The organism is Winogradskyella bathintestinalis (genome assembly GCF_030407435.1).
Classification (GTDB): domain Bacteria; phylum Bacteroidota; class Bacteroidia; order Flavobacteriales; family Flavobacteriaceae; genus Winogradskyella; species Winogradskyella bathintestinalis.
Genome location: NZ_JASDDK010000004.1, coordinates 272153 through 296177, shown reverse-complemented (window position 1 = coordinate 296177; position 24025 = coordinate 272153). Strand labels below are relative to the sequence as shown.

The window sequence follows — 24025 nt, the reverse complement described above, 5'->3', positions numbered from 1 at the left end:
TATTATGAATAGAACAATTAAACATTTAACACTTGTGTCATTTAGCTTGCTTTTCACTTGTTGTTATTCCGTTAGATTAAGAAGTATTAACGGCGATATGCAACCAGATCCATTAATGCTAAGGGATGATTATTATAGAGGTAAAGAAGTGGTAGAGCTTGATACAGTAATTAAGATTGATATAACGTCTAAAGATTTTACCTATTTAATAAAAGAAACGGAAAAATGTAAATCAGGACAACTTCATACCATTGAATTTAAAAACACCTTTGGCGGATCGCTTTTAAGTGTAGTAACCTTTGGTAGAAAACGAAAGATGAAGGTAAAATACGTTTGTACACAACCAACAAATTAAAGCTATGGCCACTACGAAAACACACTCGCTAAACAAGTGGGACACTTTACATAACAACGGACCATTTCCACTAAAAAAACTTTATGTAACAGAATTAGAAGGTGATGGTAATATGCCCGATAAAATAGACCGTTATAATGATGCTGCTAAAGAAATACAGCGACTGATAAAAGAATCACAGGAGGCTAACCATGGTTTTAGGGGATATGGTTCAGCATGGTCTATGAATCATATTGCGAGCCATAAAGACCGAATGCATTATAATGGTTTTATGAATATTCATATTCCTATAATTAAAGAAAATTGTCATACGAACACCAATTTTGAAGCCTCAAATTTGTTTTTATTTGAGTGTGGTACAACCATTAAACGCATATCTGAAGTCCTCTCAGCACACGGCAAATCTTTAAAGACTACTGGCGCAAGTAATGGACAAACTATTGCAGGCTGTATTTCAACGGGAGTTCATGGTTCTGCATTACAAGTTGGTGCAGTGCAAGATTATGTTGTGGGGCTCAATTTAATTATTGGGCCAAATGAGGAAGATGTGGTGTATATAGAACGCCACACCGAACCAGCATTGAATGATGATTTTGCGAATCACATAAATTGTAGAATTATTAGAAATGATAAACTTTTTAACGCAACTTTAGTCAGCCTTGGTTCATTTGGTTTTATACATGGTATAGTTTTGGAAGCTGAACCGCGATATTTACTAAAACGTTATGTAAAAAAAATTAATAAAGCAACAGCACTAAAATTATCAGATACCTTAGATTTTAAAAATTCGATATTCAAAATCCCATTAGAAACAGATTCCGAGGGTCACGGTATTACTCCATATCATTTTAAAGTTTTCATAAATCAATATAGCAAAGAATCGGACTATGTGGTGGAGTTAATGTATAAGAAACCGTATGTTTCAGATTATAAAGATCCGTTCCCAATTATCAAACAATCTTTATATCGTGATTTAATTCATCTATTTACTAAGATGGCAGAAAATTTTCCAAAGAGCATCCCCTGGTTGGTTAAACGTTTGGAAAAAACAATTTTACCACAGGTGGATGAAGAGTTGATTGGCACATTACCTCAAATCTTTTGGGACGCACCGTACCAAGGGCCAGCCTTTGCGTGTTCAGTTGGAGTGGATTATAAAAATTCTTCGAAAGCATTAAAATTGATGGCAGAAATAACCACAGAAGAAGGTCCGATTCCTGGGATATTTGCTATGCGTTTTGTAAAACAATCTAAAGCGACTTTAGCATTTACCAAGTTTCCGGTAACATGTATGTTAGAAATTGATGGTGTGCTGTGGAATAAGACCAATAAAATTATGAGCCTGACAGAATTTTCAAGACGAATGATTGAAGTATTAAAACAGAACAATATTCCGTTTACGATACATTGGGGAAAAAATAGTGATTGGACTTTTCCTAATTTGGTAAATCACATGTACGAGTCATCTGAGATCAATGAATGGAAGGCTTGTAGAAGTGCATTATTAAGCGAGGATATGATGGAATTATTTTCAAACAAATTCTTAAGAGATATTGGTCTAGCAGATAGAGAAAGTCACGTAAATGAAGATTTAATTACCTTCTTATGAGATTTAATCGAGACTAGCCATTTCGGACAAACATAGACCTAATGATATAAGATTCATAATAATTTTGCCGTAATTAACGAAATCCATCAATGCTTAAATTGATGGATTTCTTTTATATTCGTTTTGGCAGTCTTTAATTTGATCGTATCCGATAAAATTAATACCGTAATTATTAGCCTTAAAAACAACAATCCAACAGCGATAATACATTTTGTGAAATCAAGTAATTTAGATGCGTCAAAGCAGACTATTATAAATAACTACATACAAATCAATAATATAATAATCTCGAAAGAAGGAATGGCGCAATTACCAACAGGTGCTATATTGGAGATTGAAGCGTTGATTTCAATGAGTATAATCGAAAAGTAAAACAAAATCAAACAGATACGCGCTAACGTGCGAGGGAATGAACCGAATTTATCTTTAATAGACGTATTCAAATCTTCTTTAGAAATATGTAATCTAAATGGTTTTCGATCTTGTAGTTATGACTGATTGAATTGCTCTCATTCGAACTTGTAGGTTCGTAAAAAAAATCATAATTATTTTTAAGAAAAAGTAAGTTTCTAGTTATCTTAACAATAAGCCAACCTCCTTCAACAAAAAAATAAAAATTTTTAAAATTAACATACTCGAATCTACTGTTTCTCAACTATGCAATCAAGGTAGTTTTTTTATGTCCTATTTTAAAAAAGTTATAATTCAGTTATTTGTTGATATTAGTTTCTAAATAATTATGAAATGAAATCATTGCTACAAATTACTTCAAAATTATCTATTCAAAATACCGACTTACATTATCATTATTTGATAAACGATGTTAGATTAGGGCTTGATTTAGCCTTAAAGCATAAAAGAATAACTAAAAATCAAGATGCTTATAATCTTCTAAAGATGCTAAATGAGGAAGCAAAAAAGCTACCAATGTCTATTTGGGAAGAAATAGACTTGCAAGACCAATTAACAGCTTACAATATTGGACTTGATGCCCTTGAAATTATAGAAGAAATGATTGGAGAATAAGTATGATAAGGTTAAAAAAGTGTATAAAAGGCATCACGCTTGCCCCTAATTTGGCATCTAAAAAAAACGCTCTAAAGTTAGTGCTTTAGAGCGTTTATCGTGGAGTCGGAGACAACGACCAAAATTTTATCTTTTCTTTATTTATAGGGCTTTCAAAAGGTATCATTTTTAGAGGTCACCGTATTGGTCTCGATTTAACAAAGTTTAACGTTTGGCTTTAAATTTGAATGTCAAAATAATTCAGATCATATTAATCCTAATGTATTATGGTGTTAACATTATGAATACATATTTACGATTTGAAATTATACCATGAAAAGTGAATTATAATACACTTTTCGTCTGATTTTAAATTAACGTGTCAAAAATATATTTAATAGTGCAATAAACAGCATTTTATGTGTTCATAATAATTTGAGTATCGATTATTCTCATATAAAAACATTATAATTATATTGTATCGCAATACGCGATATTATGAAAAACTATTATAACAATTTAAAGCCATAGGGTAGCTTAATTCTCTTAAAAATATCCATTTTTAGTAGAGTAGGAGTAGTTCCGTAACACAAACACACACAAACAAACACTTGACGAGAATTCGAATATTAATCAGTCCGAAATATCTGAATGTTTATTCCGATCAAAATATTCAGGAATAATTAATGTAAGTCTTAAGCGTGTGCACGTTTGGAATTTATTTATTTTAAGAAAAACAAGCCACAGGCAAAGTATAATGATATTTTAGTTGAATATTACTTTATTCCTATTGTTTGCTTTAATTATTATAACCAAACGAATGCGGTTGTATAGCACTTAAACTTAATGTATGGAAGTGAAAGTTAAAACGATAAAATCTTAACGATATCTTATTTTAATCAATATACCAAAAAAAACAATTAAAATCCTTTGAAAAAGAATGAGTAAATGGATAAGGTTGATTAAACGCAGCTTTCCTTAACATAAAAGTATAAACTTATAGGAAACATTAATTTATTCAAATTCTAATATTTATGAAGCTTTAATGTTTCTATGTATGAACATGTAGACTAACTCTTATATGTAATTACTAATTACATATAGAGTTATGCATGCTATGTTAACTTCTGGTGACACTTATAATTGTTAGGTTTTTATATTTGTAAATACTATTTTTTTTCTTTTTAATATCTCATAACTCAAATTAAGTTATAAGAGTTTTTTTATATAATTAACAGCAAAACGTTCGTGTTATTATGTTAAGGGTAGTTTTACGTATTGAAGACTGCGATAATCAAAAATTTTTATCTCTTTTTTTGCGTATTTCATATCTATTGTTATATTTGTACTATGTACGAACATAAGAACATACAAGAATTTATAGATAAATTCGATCATAGTAGTCCTATTCCGCTTCACATACAAGTGGAAGAGCTCCTTTTGGAAATTATTAAATTACCTGATTATGCCAACGGAAAATTATTACCCAAGGAGTTAGATTTAGCTAAAAGCCTAGGTATTTCTAGAAGCACAATTCGTCAAGCGAGTAACAGATTAGCTGAGAAAAACCTAATTGTTAGAAAAAAAGGAATCGGCACGAAAATCAATAAAGAGATGTTGGTCACTAGATTAGATAGTTGGTCAAGTTTCAGTAAGGAAATGCTAGAGCAAGGTAAGACCTTGGTAAATTACGAGTTTAAGTTAAAAAAAATAATGTCTGATAAAACGGTGAGTTTTAAATTAGGAATCGATATTGATACACCAGTTTATAGATTATCAAGGGTTAGGGGTATAAAGGATGAGTCCAAAGTTTACTTCATCTCTTACTTTCACCCAAAGATTAATTTAGATGAAAAATCAGACTTTTCTAAACCTCTTTATGATTTAATTGAGTTATCTAGCGGATATATCGCTACCGTTAGTAAGGAAGAAATATCAGCTATTATCTCTAATGATAAGCTTTCTGATAAACTTAATGTAGCTATTGGAGATCCTATCTTAAGGAGGGAAAGAGTAGTTCTAGATAGAGGTATGTCTCCTTTAGAATATAACATTGGGTATTATAAAGCAGATAATTTTATTTATTCGGTAGAATTGAGAAGGTAATTCTGCTTCTGTATAAATGCAAATTGAGCATTTTTAATAAAAAGTTTTAACATTTAAACATAACATCATATGAAAAAGATTTTAGCAATCTATTGCTTGGTTCTTCTTGTTTCTAACTGCACGGAAGACGCAACAATTAATGCCGATGGATTTAAAGAATTTCCAGTGAATATCAATGGAAATTGGACAATAGATAGAGCCACTCAAAATGGCAATGATATCAGCGAGAAATTAGATTTTGAAACTTTTACTCTAAATCTAGATTATAACGGTGATCAGCCAACAACGTTTTCTATACCAGTTTTCAACATTCCTTTCGGAACTGAATCTTTGTCTGGAACTTGGAAGTTTGATGATATTACTTATCCTACGAAATTAATTTTTACAGGTAATGATGGTAATTCTAGCGCTATAAATTTAGTAACCGTTCCTTTAACTTCAGAAGTAAATAATTTCAGTTTAGAGTTTAGTTCTGGCTGTGATTCAAATATCTATGTCTATTCATTCAAAAAGAATTAAACACAACCAAAATGAAAAAAGTATTTATAATTTTTAAAAGACGGAGAGTCTTAAGAGTTCTTTTATTATTTGCATTCTTAATATTTACAATGTGTATGACTATAACTGGAGTCATACAACCACATAGTGCAACAGTTGGTGAAGAAATAAGCGTAACAGTTAATGTGCGTATTCAACCTCAAGAGTCAACAGGGTATAATTTTATATTTGGTGTTTTAGCACCAGTTTCCTGGAATGTTGAAGAAAATGCAACCGTAACCTATTCGTCTCCAGTGGGCAATGGCACTTTAAGATTAGCCACTGATGCCGATATTGCTACAAATTCCATGCTTACTTGGTCAGAAGAAATCGAATCAGTAGTTGGTATAGGAGAGAATTATGGACTTGTAAAATGGACTGTTTTTATATCTGAGTCACCTGTAAATGTTGAAGATGGTGTTACTGTTGATGGACAAGTTAGTTTAGCCTTAACAGTTGGACAAGAAAATATTAATACTCAGATGGGTTACTTAGTTGCTAATTCTGGATATGGTATTGGATTAGATTTTGGGGATGCACCAGCTTATAATGTCAACTTTACACCTTGCATTGAAATCAGTGGAGCGGATAATAATCTAATTAATTTATGTGGTCCTGCGCCATACCCTGTAGTTGTAAAGCCTAACGTTAGAACATTAAAAGATATAATTAAAATCAATTTTGATGCAGCCAAAGGAGATACAAGTCTATTTGATGTGGAGCAAGTTTATTTTTGTGGCACTGCATTAGTTGATGGTGTTGAGGTTTCTAATTGTGGTGTGAACAATGCTAATATTATGGATAATATAGGGGGTAATCTTTGGGAAATAACATTTTGGCCCAATTCATTTTTTGGTGCCGATCCTAACTCTGTAATTTCTGATATGACTTATACTTTTCAAAATGAAGTAGGTGATATTATTATTCAAGATCCAGACACTCTTGAAGACTTTATACTAATAGAAAACTGCGACTAACCACCAAAAACAACTTTTATGAAACTCAAAATAATTAGCCTTTCCATAATATTAACTCTATTGGGCAATGCTTTAATGTTTGCTCAAATAGAAATTAAAGGAACGGTAAAATCAAAAGTGGATGGACAACCACTGTCAGGATCAAATATCCTGATAAAAAACAAAAAATCGGGAACCATAGCTGATTTTGATGGAAACTATGTTTTAACAGTTAACAGTACGGAAGACGTGTTAGTTTATAGTTATCAAGGTTTTAAGTCGAAGGAAGTATTAGTTGGCAATCAAACTATTATTAACGTCGAATTAGAAGAAGATATTACAAGTTTAAATGAAATAGTCGTAATTGGATATGGAAGCTCTAGCAAAAAGGATTTATCAGGTGCTGTTTCCTCAATAAAAGCAAAGGATTTAGAAGCTAGTAAGGTGACCACTCCAGATGAATTTGTCCAGGGTAGGGTATCAGGATTATTGTTAACTCAAACTTCTGGTCAACCAGGTGCAGCAACCTCTGTAAGAATTAGAGGTAGCAGCTCTATAAATGCAGGAAGCGAGCCTTTATATGTAATTGATGGCTTCCCTGTGGATAGTAATAGTGATAATGTTGGAGGTAGTGTTACAGAAGGTCCAAATTTAAATGCACTTTCTACAATTAGCCCATCAGATATAGAATCCATAGATGTATTAAAGGATGCTTCTGCAACTGCTATTTATGGATCGCGTGGTGCTAATGGTGTTATAATAATTACGACAAAACGAGGTATAAATGGTAAGGCTCAAATAAATTATGATACCTATTTAAGTGTCAGTCAAGTAGGAAAAGAGTTAGATGTGCTAAATGCAGGTGAATTTGCTTTTTATATTAACGAGGCTCGTTACAACAATGGCGATCCAAGATTTTATACAAACCCTTTCTCATTTGGTGAAGGAACGGACTGGCAAGGTGAGATATTTGGAGTTGCTTTTACTAACAATCATGACCTTTCCATAAAGGGAGGAAATGAAAAAATTAAGTATGCACTTTCGGCTTCTTATATGAATCAAGAAGGTATTATTATTGAAACAGATTTCACACGATATAATTTTAGAGCCAATTTAGATTTTAAAGCCTCCGATAAATTAAAAATAGAAAACTCATTTAGTGTCTCTAGAAGTGATTATAATAGTGCGAGAACAGATACGGATGGTGGATTAGGCGTTAGCAGCGCAGTAACTGGGGCGTATTTATTTAATCCTATGCTTCCTGTTTTTGATTCGGAAGGTAATTACGTTAAAGGTAATTTTGAAGTTCAAGATGATGGTACGTTTATGAACTCTATTAACGGTTCTCCAGAAATGATTCAAGATTTTGCAAGTCCAGTCGCTTACCAAAATTTATTAAGCAGCAAAGGGAAAACCACTAGAGTTTTAGATAATCTAGCCATTAATTGGGAATTATTAAATAATTTAACTTTAAAAGTTTCGGGTGGTGTGGATATGGTACTTCATGAAGAGTATCTATTTAGAGTAGCTGAATTGGATTTTGGAAATTCTGCAAGTGCTTACGGAGCAAAATCTAAAAGGTTGTCCACAAATCTATTGGCAGAGACCACTTTGACTTATGAAAATACGTTTAATAATAAACATAGATTGAATGCTTTTATCGGTGCTTCGATTCAAGAGTTTACAATTGATGAAATTGGAATTTCTGCTCAAGATTTTTCTACTGAAAATTTTGGGTTTGACAACCTTTCACAATTTAGTTCCATTCCAGGGATTAGTGATGTGCTCGTTAAATCAAAATTGTTATCATACTTTGGAAGACTTAATTATATCTTAAGTGATAAGTATATTTTTACTGTAACAGGTAGAGTGGATGGTTCTTCAAAATTTGGTGATGGAAATAAATATGGGTTCTTCCCGTCTGGAGCATTTGCTTGGAATGTTTCTGATGAAGATTTTATGAAGAACTCTAATATGTACTTAAAGTTGAGATTAGGTTATGGTGTTATTGGAAACGAATCAATTCTTCCGTACTCTTCTCTAGCCTCATTTGGCACCAATTATCAGCCGTTCAATAATATTTTTGTTTCTGGTATCTACCCGACTTCTCCTGGGAATCCAGAATTAAAATGGGAACGGACAGAGCAATATAATGTTGGTTTAGATTTAAGGTTCTTCAATGATAGAGTAGGTATTACTGTAGATACATATATAAAGAACACTAAGGATTTATTGTTAAACTTAGAAATCCCTACACAAACAGGAGCGAGTCAACTTATTGTTAACGCAGGGGAAGTTAGAAATTCTGGAGTTGAATTCTCTTTAAATACGACTAATATAGAAAGTGATGACTTCACATGGGATACCAATATTACGGCTGCTTACAATAAAAATGAAATTACTAACCTAGCAGGTTTAGACAACATTCCGACTGGGAATAGTATTCTTGGCTTAACAGGATGGCAACGATTGGTTGAGGGTGGTGAAATTGGGGCCTTCTACGGTTATGTTTCTGATGGGATTATGCAATTGGATGATACACCAGCAAACACACCCTTGTTTGCTACAGATAACGGTACAATAACGCCTGGAGAACGTAAGTATATGGATCTGAATGGTGATGGTATGGTTGATGCTGATAACGATAGAACCTTTTTAGGAAATCCTGTGCCAGAGTACACTTTCGGAATAACAAATACATTTAGATATAAAGGTTTAGATCTTAATATTTTCTTTCAAGGAGTTGCAGGTAATGAAATTGCTAATTTCAATAGGTTAACGTTAGAGGATCTGAATGGACGGAATAATGTACTGAAAGAAGCCTTTGCAAATAGATGGACACCTCAAAATCCTAGCAATGAATATACGCGTGCTTATGCCGGAGTTAGAACAAACAGGTTTTCGGACGTATATATAGAAGATGGTTCTTATTTAAGATTGAAGTCTATTACGTTAGGGTATTCAATTTCGTCAAAATTTCTTTCGAAAATGGCTATAAATAGACTTCGTGTCTACGTGTCTGGTAAAAATTTATACACTTTTACAAAGTATAGCGGAGTAGATCCTGAAGTGAGTTGGGGAGGACAAAACAATGCATTAAGTGCTGGGGCTGATTTTGGAGGTTATCCAATTTCTAAAACCTATTTGATGGGTATTAACATAAACTTTTAATTCATAAAATATTTATATTATGAAACTATATAACTTAAAAAAACTAGCAATCATCGCGATTCTCGTTCCAATAACTTGGAGCTGTGAAAATGTTTTGGAAGAAGAAGCACCATTTTATACGGTAGGAACTTTCTATAAAACAGCTGAAGATGCACAACTGGCAATTAATGGTATTTATGGTCATTTAGGTGCCAATTTTGATAGTGCGTTGAATTCTAATGGTATTTATTTCGCGAACTATTGGACTGTTAATGCTATTGCTTCTGATGAAGGGGAATCTAGCTTTAATGTAGGCAACGGTTATAATCAAATATCGGATATGGTTCACGGTCCAGATAACGAAATTGCTCTACAAATGTGGTCTAATCTTTATTTAGGAATTAATGCAGCCAATTTAGCAATAGACAACATTCCCAGTATTGAAATGAATGAACAAAAGAAAAATGAATTATTAGGTGAAGCGCGTTTTATGAGAGGTCTCTTATATTTTGAATTGGTTCGTTTCTTTGGTGACGTACCATTACAACTTCATTCTTCTACAAGTTTTGAGTCAGGTTCATACCTGCCACGAGCTTCAATAGAGGATGTGTATTCGCAAATATTTGAGGATTTTACAATTGCGGAAAATAATTTACCATCCGCACAAACAGGTAATGATAACGGTCGACCTACTCTATGGTCTGCAAAAGCTTATATGGCAAAAGCTAAGTTACAAGAGGGTGTCGATATAAATACTGCGAAAGTTAAACTTGAGGAAGTTATGGGCTCTAATATTTTTTCTTTATGGGCAAATTACAGTGATGTATTTTTTATTCCAAATAATAATGGAAAAGAGGAATTGTTTGGTATAAGTTTCTTAGAAGGTACAGATATAAATACAACTCTATGGGAAGGAGGACACTTGGTCTTTAGGGTATTACCAAATATTTACGGTTCACGACCAAATGGTGGAGGTTTAGAACAACCAACGTTAGATCTTTATAATTCATTTGACGATAATGATAGTAGAAAAGCAGTAACTTTTATGACGGAAGATGTAATAAATGGTGAAGTTGTCGATTTTGAAGGACCTAAAGTGGTTAAATATTGGGATCGCATAAATGAACCAAATGTGAACAATACAGCAAACGATTTACAACTTTTACGGTATTCTGATGTTCTTTTAATGTATGCAGAAGTATTAAACGAAATAAATGGTGGTTCAACTACAGCTGCATTAAATGCAATTAATACGGTTCGTGAACGTGCTAGGACTGAAGAAGGTGCTTTACCAAATTTAACGGCAATGGATTACAGCTCCTTTAAAGAAGCCATTCTTTTAGAAAGAAGAAAAGAGTTTGTTTGGGAAGGTCAACGTTGGTTTGATTTGGTGCGTTTTGGTAAGCTTGTTGAAAAAGTAAATATAGCCAAGCCCGATGTTTCTGTTGGTGCAAAACATAATCTATTTCCTGTTCCGCAAAGAGAACGTGACATAAATACCAGTTTAAATCAAAATACTGGTTATTAGATCAGTTTAATCTCATTTTTATCATTTTAAAATAATAGCATGCTTTATTACATAAACAGAAATGCAATTAAAGTACTGTGTGTTTTATTATTAACATTCAGTACAAATTTTTTATTGGCAACACCGCATAATATTGCACCTAAAGCCAAGGTTACCGTATCAACGGCCGAAGCAAATTATCCGGCTTCTAATGTTATTGATGGTGTTATCCGTTTGGATGGTAATGGAGAATGGGCATGCGAAGGCTATAAACGAGCTTGGGGAGAAACAAGATTACCATGGATCCAATTAGATTGGGAGGCTTCACAAGCAATCAATAAAATTGTTTTATATGATCGTCCCAGTTATGATGAGCATACCGCTGGAGGAAAACTAAAATTTAGTGATGGAAGTGAAATTACTATTACTGCTATACCTAATAATGGCGCAGCAAAACTAGTTGAATTTCCTACTAAAAAGGTAACTTGGGTACGTTTTGTGGTTACTGATGGAGAAGGATTTAACCTTGGGCTTTCAGAAATAGAAGTGTTTCCTGCTTTGGAAAGTACAACAGATTTTGTCTCTAAAGTTAATCCATTTATAGAGTCTGCTAAAGGTCGCTATTTCTTTTTTACACCTGCAGCAAGACCAATGGGAATGATGGCAGCGGCACCTGTAACTAGAAATAAAAATCAATATGGAGGTGGTTATAACTATAATTCAACCGAAGTGCTCGGTTTTGGTAATGTTCATGGTTGGTGCTTATCTGGTATTCAAATTATGCCAACAACAGGGAATATAGACCCAACAAAAGGCGCTCAAGCCTGGAAATCTAATTTTAGTCATGATGACGAAATTGCAATGCCAGGATATCAACGTCTCTATCTAGAAGATCATAATGTTTGGACGGAACTTACGAGTACGAAAAGAACAACGATGTATCGATTTAAATATACATCAGATTCAGAAAAAGCAAATATTCTGACCAATTTAGGTGGCTATTTGGGTAATGCAACAATGATTAATGCTGATGTAAAAAAAGTGGGTAATACAGAGCTTGAAGGTTCTTTTGATTCTTCAGGGAGATTTTGGGGAGGTCCAGAGGATGTTAAGATTTTCTTTGTTATCAAATTCGATAAACCATTTAAATCAATGGATGGCTGGAATGAAAAAGAGAATTTGAGAGACATCAAATCTTTAAAAGGTACTCCAAAAATGACACGTCGCGATTCGATTGTATTTCCTGGTGTGACACAAAGTTATTGGGATGCTCCTACTACAGGTGTTTCTGCAAATTATTCAGTAAAAGCTGGTGATCAAATACAAATGAAAATAGCAATTTCATATACTTCGGTAGAAAATGCTAGAGAAAATATGGAAACTGAAGCTCCACATTGGAATTTCGACACGTACAAAAACGAATCATTTGATATTTGGAATAATACACTTTCAAAAATTGAAGTTAAGGGAGGTACTGAAAATCAACAAACCAAATTTTACACAGACCTTTGGCATATCCTTTTAGGAAGACATATTCTTAACGATGTTAATGGTGAGTACCCAGATTATACCCAAGGTGAACGCTATGCTAACTTTACGAAAGCAAAACTTAAAGTGCGTAAGTTACCTATGGATAAAGATGGTAATGCAAAATTTAACATGTATAATTTTGATGCTTTATGGTTAACACAGTGGAATCTAAATATTATTTGGGGACTTGCTTGGCCAGAAATTATGGATGACTTTTCTGCATCGCTAGTTCAGTATGCTGAAAATGGTGGACTTCTACCACGTGGTGCTATTGCTGGTGGTTATTCATATATTATGACTGGTACTCCTGCAAGTAATCTTATAGCGAGTACGATGTTAAAGAATTTAATGACTAAAGTAGATAAAGAAAAGGCGTATCAACTCACCAAACAAAATCATATGCCAGGTGGAATGATGGGAGATAATCCTGAAGAAGTACAATTTTATATTGATAATGGCTACTGTCCAGGTAATGCAGGTAAAACTTTAGAATGGGCTTTTCAAGATTGGTCATTAGCGCAAATGGCAAAGAAACTGAATAAGTCTGAAGATTATAATACGTTTTTGAAGCGTTCTAAAACTTGGACATTATTATTTAATAAGGAATTAAACTTAGTGTTACCAAAGGATGCCAATGGAGAATGGATGCACCACGACCCTTTAAATGGTAGTGGTTGGATAGAATCTAATTCTTGGCAAGGAACTTGGCAGGTTTCTCATGATATTGCAACGCTTTCAAAAGAAATGGGTGGTAATGATAAGCTTTCTGAAATGCTCAATTTTGCATTTCAACAAGCTGAACCAGAAGATTTTGTTTTTGGATATAGTAGTGGATATGTCAGCTATGCTAATCAACCAGGTTGTTCTAATGCACATGTATTCAACCATGTTGGGAAACCTTGGCTAACACAATATTGGGTTAGAAAAGTAAATGAACAGGCTTATGGTGGTGTAACTCCAGATGAAGGTTATGGAGGTCATGATGAAGATCAAGGACAAATGAGTGGAGTGAGTGCCCTAATGTCTATAGGATTATTTAGTTTAACAGGTAATAATGATATAGAACCACGATATGAATTAACAAGTCCTGTGTTTGATGAAGTTAAAATAAAACTAAATAATAACTATTATCAAGGTAAAGAATTTATCATTACTACGAAGAATAATTCTGCTGAGAACATGTACATTCAAAGTGCAACTTTAAATTCAAAATCATTAGATACATATTGGTTTTTACATAAGGATTATCAAAAAGGAGGAGAACTAGAAATTGTTTTGGGGCCTAAGCCTAACAAAGATTGGGGAAAAGAGAAATAACGGAATTGAAGATTTGTTTTAGGAGTAAAAATTAAATGCCTCATGGTAAGATATTCTATCTATATTATTTTAGCTATGCTTTTGTTCACTTGTAGCGAAAAAGAGACAGATAGGCCTTTCTCTATATTGACCTCTAGTACAACTGGAATTGACTTTTCTAATGATTTGCCATTAGATGGCGAGCTTAATATTCTAAATTATATATATTCTTTTAATGGAGGTGGCGTTGCTTCAGGTGATATAAATAATGATGGTTTAGTAGATCTTTATTTTACAGGAAATCAAGTTTCAAATGATTTATTTCTAAACAAAGGCAATTTCGAATTTGAAAACATTACACAATCCTCTAAAACAGCATCAGCAGATTGGTCTTCTGGTGTAACCATGATAGACATTAATGCAGACGGATGGTTAGATATTTATGTCTGTCGCACTGGGCATCCAACGGCAGAGAAAAGGAAGAACCTCTTATTTATAAATCAAAAAGATAATACTTTTAAAGAGATGGCTCAAGAGTATAATTTGGCCGATAACTCTTATTCTACACAAGCGGCTTTTTTTGATTATGATATGGATGGTGATTTAGATATGTATTTATTAAATCACATGCATGAAATGACGGGTCTAAATAACCCTAGAAAAAGAAAACTCAACAGTGAGTCTGAAAGCACCGATAAGCTTTATAGAAATAATGGTATTGGAAGTAATGGCCATCCTGTTTTTGAAGATGTATCCAAAGAGGCGGGAATTACAATTGAAGGGTTTGGCTTAGGAATAGGTATTAGTGATGTTAACCAAGATGGATTTCCAGATATCTATGTGTCAAACGATTTTATTACTAATGATGTTTTATATATCAATCAAGGAGATGGCACTTTTAAGAATGATATTTCTAAAATGATTAAGCATCAAAGTCATAATGGGATGGGAAATGATATTGCGGATATTAACAATGATGGCTTTACCGATATCTTGGTTATGGATATGTTACCTTCAACTAATGAGAAGAGAAAGAGCATGCTTTCTAAACCTAATTTTGATTTGTTTGAGTATAGTAAATACTTTGGTTTTGAACCACAATACATGCGTAATACACTACAGTTAAATAATGGTAATAATGATGGAGGAAATCATTTTAGTGAAATAGGGCAGTTAGCGGGTGTCAGTAGTACAGATTGGAGCTGGGCCGGACTTATGGCAGATTTTGATTTGGATGGTTATAAAGATATTTATGTGTCTAATGGCTATTTAAAGGACATGACAGATCTCGATTTTATTGTTTATAGAAAACGACATACCATGTTTACGTCCAAAGAAAAATCGGATAGTATTTACCTTTCTAGTATTAAAAGGCTTCCTGAAATTAAACAACAAAACTATTTCTATAAGAACAATGGAGATTTAACTTTTAAAGACGTTTCTTCAAGTTGGTTACAAGAATCTCTAACTTTTTCGAATGGTGTAACCTATGCTGATTTAGATAATGATGGTGATCTCGATATTGTGACAAATAATATCAATGAAAAAGCATCAGTATTAAAGAATAATGCAATAAATAAAACTAAAGAAAACACATACTTATCAATCAATTTTAAAGGTGATAAGCTAAACCCAAATGGATTAGGAACTAAAGTTTGGATCTACAAAAACAATATGGTTCAATATGCAGAAAATTATACCTCTAGAGGATTTCAATCTGCAGTGTCACCTTCATTAAATTTTGGGTTTAAAACTAAAACTAATGCTGATAGCTTAAAAGTGATATGGCCAGATGGACATTTGAAAATATACAAGGATGTGACTTTAGGAACAACCCAAATCCTAAGCTATTCTGATGCTAAAGCAGAACCTTTAATTAGTAATATTAAAGACCAACAATTCAAAGAAGTTTCCAACAGTCTTAACATAAAATATCTACATGAAGACCTTATGTTTATCGATTTTAAACGCGAGCCATTAATACCACAAAATTATGCTTTTAATGGACCTGCAATAGCCGTAGGAGATGTGGATGGAGACCAACGTGATGATTTTTTCATAAGTGGTTCTTACAATTTTACGGGTAAGCTTTATAAACAGAACTCAACCGGTACATTTGATACGATTCCTTTTCTAATAGATGAAAATCATGAAGACCTTGGTGCTCTATTTTTTGATGCTGATAACGATGGAGATAATGATCTTTATGTGGTTAGTGGAGGGAGCGAATTGTTTGAAGAAGGTTACTATCAGGATAGGTTATATCTTAACGATGGGAAGGGAAATTTTACAAAATCTAATCAGCTTCCAGAAATCACTTCTAGTGGAAGTTGTGTAGTTGCCGCAGATTATGATAAAGATGGTGACTTAGATCTTTTTGTTGGTGGTAGAGTAGTGCCAGGAAATTATGGTGCATCACCAGAAAGTTATTTATTAAATAATACCAATGGAAGCTTTAAAAATATAACTAAGGCAATTTTAGGTACTGAAAAATTCGGGATGGTGACATCTGCCCTTTGGACGGATTACGATAATGATGGATGGCAAGATCTAATTGTTGTTGGGGAATGGATGCCAATCACAATTTATAAAAACAAGAAAGGAAAATTGACTCAAAAAATTGAGATTGAAAATACGAATGGATGGTGGAATAGCATCAACGGAGGTGATTTTGATAATGATGGAGATATAGATTATATTCTTGGAAATCTTGGTGAAAACTCTGTGTTTAAAGCTTCTGTTGATCGACCAGTCACTTTGGCTTTGGGTGATTTTGACAAAGACGGAAAAATAGATCCTATTATTAGTAGTTTTTCTAAAGATGAAGATGGTGTTTACAGAAGCTACCCGTTTGCATCACGAGACCTGTTGTCTGAACAGATGCTATATATTAATAATAAGTTTCGTACTTATAAACAATATGCAACGGCCACAATTAAAGATATTGCTTTAGAAACCCCTTATTCAACATTAAAAGTAACACAATTAAAGAGCAGTTATTTAGAGAATTTAGGTAATGGTGAGTTCAAATTGCATGCCTTACCTATACCTGCACAGTTTGCTCCAGTATTCGGAACTACTATAAAAGATGTGGACTTAGATGGCAATTTGGACGTAGTGCTAATTGGTAATTTTTATCATGCCGAAGTCGGTTATGGTCAATATGATGCATCTTTAGGATTATGCCTTAAAGGAAACGGTGATGGCACATTTATGCCTCAGAACTATTCTGAATCAGGTTTTTTGGTAAATGGAGATGCGCGAGCACTTGTTCAAATTAATTCTAAAAAAGGAGATTTGCTAATGGCATCCCAAAACAAGGGTAGCCTCAGAATCTTTAGCCAAAAAAATACGACAATTAAAAATATTAGAATACCAGATAAAACCACACATGCTTTTATTACAAATAGAGATGGTGAAAAACGTAAGGTAGAATTTTACTATGGTGAAGGCTATCTGTCCCAATCTTCAAGAACGATTAGTATTCCTGAGGATGCAAGCATTGAATTTATTAAAAACTAAAAAACAAACAGAATTGGATTATCATGAATTAAGCATATAAATCCAACCCAAACCGATAAGAAAATTATTTAGACATGAACAACAAGTTTGCCGTAGGAATTGATATTGGAGGTAGCCATTTGGCTATTGCCATTGTAGATGTACAAAAGAAAGAAATTGTAAAAGACACAAAGCTACATTTTGATATTGATAGTAAACAAGATGCTTTGCCAATTTTGGAGAGTATTGTAGCTGCCGTAAAAGAAACGCTTAATGCATTTAACCAACCTATTTTGGGTATAGGTGTTTCTATTCCTGGACCATTAGACTATGAAAATGGAATTTCAAAAATATTTAATTGCAATAAATACGACAGTCTTTTTGGTGCAGATATTAAAAATTATTTATACACTCATTTAACTGAATACATTGATAATCCATCAAAAATAGTTTTCATGAATGATGCTGCGTGTTTTACGCTAGGTGAAGCTTGGATTAATAATTGGACAACTAATAATGTTACAGCGGTTACACTTGGAACAGGTATTGGCTCTGGTTTTATGTCTGATGGTAAAATTGTAGTCAATGGAGATAATACACCTCCTAATGACGAGGTTTTTAATTTGCCCTTTAAGAATAAGCGAGCAGAAGATTGGTTAGGTAGTGAATGGTTTTTAAATGCCTATCAAGATACATTTAAGGATAGAATTGAAAATGTGAAAGTTATTGCAGATAAAGCTAATACGTCAAATGAAGCAAGGCAAATATTTCAAAGCTTTGGTACAAATCTTGGTGATTTTCTATCACCTATCTTAAGGGGTTTTAAAACAGAATATTTAATTTTAGGAGGAAGCATCGCTAAGAGTTATCCGTTATTTATAGAAACATTGAAGGATAGTATAAATAACACAATGCTTCACATTCATATATCAGAAGAAACTGAAGATTCTGCCATTTTAGGTGCGGTTCAAAAATTAAGTATTGACTATAATGAGCTTGTAACTAACAAAAGACTCTCAAGTCAATTTTTAATGCCAATTAATATTCAAGATGACGAAGTGGATAGCCAAGGTTATGAAATTTACCCATCATTTGAGATTAATGAAGGTGTTATAAATCAAGGTTTTAAAAGTTTAGCTAAGGAGTTGTCAACCTTAAAATCAGTGGTTATTGATGGTTATTTGGGTGTTTATTGGGATGAATTTATGCTAAGCCTTACATCTGAATTAAAATTATTAGGTGTTAACTCTATAGCATTTGCAGCATCTGCAGCATTTAAAGATTCGGAAGAAGTTGATGATATGATTGCTCCTTTTTTAGGAGGAGATGATCCAGTGTTTGGAAAAATGTTTACAGGAGAATTATCTGATTTCTATAATACTGATAAATTGAATAATATTAATGAAGATGATAATGTGTTAAGCATTATTTATGGTTCAGGAGCAAGTTTAAGTAATTGGGACAGTAAGATTGTTTATGTTGATATTCCAAAAAATGAAATTCAATACAGATCACGTTCAGGTGCTCTTTTAAACATAGGTGCTCAAGAAATAGTATCACCAAAGCCTCAGTATAAGCGTATGTTTTTTGTGGATTGGATTGCTTTGAATAAACATAAGGCAGATCTCATCAATAGAATAGACTACATTGTAGATGGGCAATTCTCGGATGATGTATCATGGACAACAGGAAACACATTGCGACATGGTTTAGATGAGATGTCTCAAAATGTTTTTAGACCGAGACCATGGTTTGCTTCAGGTGTTTGGGGAGGTCAATGGATTAAAGATAAAATTGATGGATTGCAGAAAGATATCATAAACTATGCTTGGTCATTTGAATTAATTGCACCTGAAAACGGCATCGTTTTATCTCATAACAAAACGCGTTTAGAGGTCTCATTTGATGTCTTGCAATATCATGATAATAATGCAATTTTAGGAGCAGCAGCTGAAACTTTCGGTTTTGATTTCCCTATTCGATTTAATTTTTTAGATACCTATGATGGTGATAACTTGTCTGTTCAATGTCACCCTACGCCAGAGTATGTTCGTGATAATTTTGGAGATAAGTTTACACAAGATGAAACCTATTATATTTTGGATGCAGAACCTGGCGCAGAAGTCTATTTAGGTTTTAAAGAAGGTGTTAAAAAGGAAGAATTTCATAATGCATTATTGGAAAGCCATGAAAAGGCCAAAAAAATGGATGTGGACAAATACGTTCAGAAATTTATAGCTAAAAAGCATGATCTTTTCTTAATTCCACGAGGAACTATTCATTGTTCGGGTATTGATAACATGGTTCTTGAAATAAGTACCACTAAATACCTTTATACTTTTAAAATGTATGATTGGATGCGCTTGGATCTTGACGGAAGCCCGAGACCTTTAAATATACAGCGTGGTATGGATAATGTCAATTTTGATTGTATAGGTGATAAGGTACAAGAAGAGTACATTTCAAAAGAAACGATTATTGATGAAGGTATTGGTTATAAGACGAAGAGATTGAGTATGCATTCCAAACATTTCTATGAATTGTTTCGATTTGAATTCAATGATGAAATAGAAATTAATACCAATAATCAATGTCATATTCTCAACTTGGTAGAGGGCTCTAAAATTAAAGTCATAACAGGTGAAAAGAGTATGATTATTCAATATGCAGAAACGTTTGTTATACCTGCAAAGACAAAACAATATAAGATGATTAATCTAGGTTCATCTGAGGCAAAAGTCATTCAGTCTAATGTGAAAAATGAATTCTGTTCTACGAGGTTATAAATAAATTCTATATCAAAAACTAACTAATACACTAAAAGATGGGGAAAAAGAAATATTTAATCATGGTGACACTTATTGGTGCACTTGGAGGTCTTTTATTTGGGTATGATACTGCTGTGATTTCTGGAGCCATCGGCTTTTTAGAAACCAAGTTTCAGCTCTCCCCAACAATGAAAGGTTGGGCTGTTTCATCTGCTATTTGGGGCTGTATCCTTGGTGTTGCATTAGCAGGCTATGTTGCAGATAAGATTGGTCGAAAAAAGACATTGCTTATTACTGCCTTTTTGTTTGCTATATCGGCTGTTGGTTCAGCACTTGCCGAGGACTTAACATTTTTTGTTACAGCAAGAATAATTGGAGGAATCGGAGTGGGTGCCGCATCCATGTTGTCTCCACTTTATATTTCTGAAATTGCACCAGCCCACAAACGAGGTATGTTAGTGTCATTATATCAATTAGCTATTGTATTGGGAATTAATATTGTCTTTTTCTTCAACTATAAAGTTGCTCAGTATAGTACAGAAGCTTGGAATGTTGAAACAGGATGGCGCTATATGGTTGGATCTGAAGTAATACCCGCTTTGTTGTTTTTTATTGCATTATTTTTTGTTCCAGAAAGTCCAAGATGGCTTTCAAAAGTGGGTAGAGATGTTGAAGCTTTAGATATATTAAGCCGTATAAATTCAGACGAAGTAGCACAGCAAGTACATAAAGATATTAAAAATGCTTTAGGACAAGAAAAAGGAACTTTAAAGGAATTATTTGAGCCAGGATTAAGAATAGCCATGGTTATTGGTGTTTTTTTAGCACTGTTTTCACAAATTACGGGTATCAATGCAATTATGTATTATGCTCCAGAAATATTGAAAAAAGCTGGATTTGGAGTGGACTCTGCTTTAATGCAAACTGTGATTATTGGCATTGTAAATACCATTTTTACATTTGTAGCCATAAAATATATTGATAAATTAGGAAGAAGAACACTCTTGCTTTGGGGAGTATCTGGTATGATTCTTTGTCTTTTTGGTATTGGACTTTTGTATCAATTTGATATGACATCTGGACCTTGGTTATTAGTTCTTATACTTGGTTTTGTTGGGTGTTTCGCTACGTCATTAGGACCTATTCCTTGGGTATTAATATCAGAAATATTTCCTACAAAAACGAGGGGAATTGCAATGTCATTATCCATTGTGGTTCTTTGGGTTGGTGTGATTTTGATATCACAATTCACACCTGTTTTATTGGAAATGGGAGAAACAATGACATTTTGGATTTTTATGGTAAATGCCATAATCCTTTTGATATTCACATATAAACTAATTCCTGAAACTAAAGGGAAAACTTTAGAAGAGATTGAGCAAAGCTGGAAAATACAATAAAACGATTCGTTATGAAAAAAATTATAATTACTTTATGTTGTGTAACTACTTTATTAACCTGTGAAACAAAGAAGGAATATACTTTAGATAAGGATGTTTTAGCGTCTTTTGGCGCCAAACATAGAGATGATCATCTTACACAGATTAAATACTTTAAAGAACAGGTAGCAAAAGATTCTACAGATGTTAACAGTTATGTTGGTATAGCTGAACGCAATATTATAATTTTTGCTTATGGTTTTATGTCTAGAGCACAAACTATTCCTGAAGCGCATTCAGCACTTAAAAAAGCATACGAGTTAGATTCATTACACTCTCGCGTGCAAGAGATTTCAGGCGTACTCAATTTTATGGATTCTAACTGGGAGGCTTCAGAAAAAGCATTCAAAAAATCGTTAGAAATAGATCCTTCAAATTTATCAGCAAGGCATTGGTACACACTTTATCTGATGGCTACAAAACGTATTGAAGAAGGTGTTGCACAATCTGACAAGGTTTACGAAATGGATGAAAAAGGTGATTTTTTAATTGGTCGCGCCTCTATTTTTTACTTTTTGGAAGAGTATGAAAAAATGAAACCATTAATGTATAAATCACTTGAAAAGGATTCGTTATCACCTTGGACTTTGGATTGGTTAGGAATGGCTTATAATGGGTTAGAAGAACATGATGAATCATTAGAAACCTATTTTAAAGCTTTTGAATTATCCGATGGAACTGTTGAAGTAGGTGGAGGATTAGGTCATGCTTTAGGGGAAGCTGGTGAATATAAGTTGGGTAAAGAAATGGCAGATTATTATGCTGAAGCAGCTAAAACGCATTATCTACCAGCTTGTCAACGTGCTTTTATTCATTTAGGAATTGGTGAAAATGATGAAGCCATGACATTATTGGAGCAAGCATATGAAGAAAAATCTTGGTTTTTACTTTTTATGCAAATAGAACATTGGTATGATCCAATTAGAAATACGGAGCGTTTTAAAGCATTGGAAAAGAAGATGAATTTTCCGAAATAATTAAAACTTTAATGTCTGTATAAATGAATCTATTTAGTTGTATTACTAAATAGATTCATTTATACAATAACTCAAAAAAAGACTTACTTTTCCTTACACTTTATTCATATTTTACTTTAATAAATCTTGGGTGATAAATGGTTGCATCCTTTTTAATGTCTTCCCAAAAATCAAAAGTAATCGTGTTATAACTAATTAGTAACTCACCAGGTTTTGATAAATGATAATGTGCTTTAGCATTATAAGGGAGTAAATTTTTATCTGCGTATTCAGGAGTTGTATAAACTTCATTAAGTTTTCCAAAGGGTCCAACAGGACTTTCTCCTACTTGAATTCCTATTTTATCCGAAATTCCCAATACTTGATATGTTAGTAAATAACGACCATCACCTGTAGGCGTTACACTTAGTTCGTTTGATACTCCATCTGATATTGAGACAATTTGTTGTTTATCCTTTACCCAAGACGAACCATTCCAGAAAGTATACAAATCAAAATTCTCAATATTTTTAGGTAATGTTCTTGCGGCAACTAAAGATTTAGAGCCTTCTATTATTCCATAAATATAAACATACCCATCAGGGTTTGGTGCATTAGCTGCTTTGGTGTTTACAAAAATACCAGAACCAAAAAAGGTTCGTTTTTGAGAGGCTTCATGAATAAATCCTAATGTGGTTGGTACTTGAATTTGTGTCTTAATCCCTTCCTTGGTTGGGTTCTCTATTTTTAATAAACTAATATTGGTCTGCTCAAAATCAAAAACATTCGGACCTGTTTTGTGAACGTGATAAGCAAAAATATATAAAGCATTATTTTTTTCTTGATTAATAAATCCATCCCCTAACCAATAATACTCCTTGTCTTTTGCGAGTGAATTATTTGGTATAAAGTAGGATTTTGGTATGCCGTTATTATCGGTATTAAATTCAAAATCAATTTTAGATTTTATGGGCTCATTTCCTGTCATCCATGCTGTAGTATTGTTTACCATAACATGTCCAGCTTTAGGCACACCATTTTCAACCTCTCCAATATAGGTATCACTAAAAATAAAAAGCGTCTTTTTGTCTTTTACGTTTTGGGTTTCCTTTCCATCTAATGGAATAGAGAAAATACCGTCAGCACCAAACCAACCCGACGTTCGTTCCATTAAAGATGTCCATTCTGGTGCCGCTTCTGCAGTAAAGGTTAGATCACTTTTAGGTTGCGGTGCCTTATTTTTTTCAGAATTTTTACATCCTAAAAATAAGGTGAACAGTGCAATAATAATATAATTTAGATTTTTCATA

15 protein-coding genes are annotated in these 24025 nt (G+C 33.2%); 14 read left to right on the top strand and 1 reads right to left on the bottom strand.

Annotated features, from left to right (window positions below):
* The first annotated feature begins 4 nt into the window (after positions 1 to 4).
* The 14 genes from QMA06_RS12515 (at position 5) to QMA06_RS12450 (ending at position 22736) form a co-directional block, all read left to right on the top strand.
* The gene (locus QMA06_RS12515; protein ID WP_290207205.1) at positions 5 to 355 is read left to right on the top strand and encodes a hypothetical protein; all 351 of its coding nucleotides are present in this window, start codon (positions 5 to 7) and stop codon (positions 353 to 355) included.
* A 4-nt stretch (positions 356 to 359) separates the two neighbouring features.
* A complete protein-coding gene (locus QMA06_RS12510; protein WP_290207204.1) occupies positions 360 to 1964 on the top strand; it encodes an FAD-linked oxidase in 1605 nt (534 codons plus the stop codon).
* A gap of 213 nt (positions 1965 to 2177) precedes the next feature.
* The gene (locus QMA06_RS12505; RefSeq protein WP_290207203.1) at positions 2178 to 2336 is read left to right on the top strand and encodes a hypothetical protein; all 159 of its coding nucleotides are present in this window, start codon (positions 2178 to 2180) and stop codon (positions 2334 to 2336) included.
* A 372-nt stretch (positions 2337 to 2708) separates the two neighbouring features.
* Positions 2709 to 2990: a hypothetical protein gene (locus QMA06_RS12500; protein WP_290207202.1), complete on the top strand. Its 282-nt coding sequence runs from the start codon at positions 2709 to 2711 to the stop codon at positions 2988 to 2990.
* 1329 nt (positions 2991 to 4319) lie between these two features.
* Positions 4320 to 5075, top strand: a complete 756-nt coding sequence (locus QMA06_RS12495; RefSeq protein ID WP_290207201.1) for a GntR family transcriptional regulator — start codon at positions 4320 to 4322, stop codon at positions 5073 to 5075.
* Positions 5076 to 5144: 69 nt separating this feature from the next.
* Positions 5145 to 5594 carry a DUF5004 domain-containing protein gene (locus QMA06_RS12490; RefSeq protein ID WP_290207200.1) on the top strand — a complete coding sequence of 150 codons (450 nt, stop codon included), beginning with the start codon at positions 5145 to 5147 and terminating at the stop codon, positions 5592 to 5594.
* 11 nt (positions 5595 to 5605) lie between these two features.
* Positions 5606 to 6589: a DUF4961 domain-containing protein gene (locus QMA06_RS12485; RefSeq protein WP_290207199.1), complete on the top strand. Its 984-nt coding sequence runs from the start codon at positions 5606 to 5608 to the stop codon at positions 6587 to 6589.
* 18 nt (positions 6590 to 6607) lie between these two features.
* Positions 6608 to 9739: a SusC/RagA family TonB-linked outer membrane protein gene (locus QMA06_RS12480; protein WP_290207198.1), complete on the top strand. Its 3132-nt coding sequence runs from the start codon at positions 6608 to 6610 to the stop codon at positions 9737 to 9739.
* Positions 9740 to 9758: 19 nt separating this feature from the next.
* Positions 9759 to 11246: a RagB/SusD family nutrient uptake outer membrane protein gene (locus QMA06_RS12475; protein WP_290207197.1), complete on the top strand. Its 1488-nt coding sequence runs from the start codon at positions 9759 to 9761 to the stop codon at positions 11244 to 11246.
* A 39-nt stretch (positions 11247 to 11285) separates the two neighbouring features.
* On the top strand, positions 11286 to 14072 hold the full coding sequence (locus tag QMA06_RS12470) for a GH92 family glycosyl hydrolase (protein ID WP_290207196.1): 2787 nt from the start codon (positions 11286 to 11288) through the stop codon (positions 14070 to 14072).
* A 42-nt stretch (positions 14073 to 14114) separates the two neighbouring features.
* Complete coding sequence (locus QMA06_RS12465) at positions 14115 to 17573, top strand: VCBS repeat-containing protein (RefSeq protein ID WP_290207195.1); 3459 nt, start codon at positions 14115 to 14117, stop codon at positions 17571 to 17573.
* A 74-nt stretch (positions 17574 to 17647) separates the two neighbouring features.
* A complete protein-coding gene (locus tag QMA06_RS12460) occupies positions 17648 to 20338 on the top strand; it encodes an ROK family protein (RefSeq protein ID WP_290207194.1) in 2691 nt (896 codons plus the stop codon).
* 38 nt (positions 20339 to 20376) lie between these two features.
* Complete coding sequence (locus QMA06_RS12455) at positions 20377 to 21720, top strand: sugar porter family MFS transporter (protein ID WP_290207193.1); 1344 nt, start codon at positions 20377 to 20379, stop codon at positions 21718 to 21720.
* Between the two features lie 11 nt (positions 21721 to 21731).
* Complete coding sequence (locus QMA06_RS12450) at positions 21732 to 22736, top strand: tetratricopeptide repeat protein (RefSeq protein ID WP_290207192.1); 1005 nt, start codon at positions 21732 to 21734, stop codon at positions 22734 to 22736.
* A 100-nt stretch (positions 22737 to 22836) separates the two neighbouring features.
* Here the strand turns inward: QMA06_RS12450 and QMA06_RS12445 are convergent, their stop codons facing one another.
* Positions 22837 to 24024 (bottom strand): DUF4185 domain-containing protein, encoded by a 1188-nt coding sequence (locus QMA06_RS12445; RefSeq protein WP_290207191.1) that lies wholly within the window; start codon positions 24022 to 24024, stop codon positions 22837 to 22839.
* Between the last annotated feature and the right edge of the window lies 1 nt (position 24025).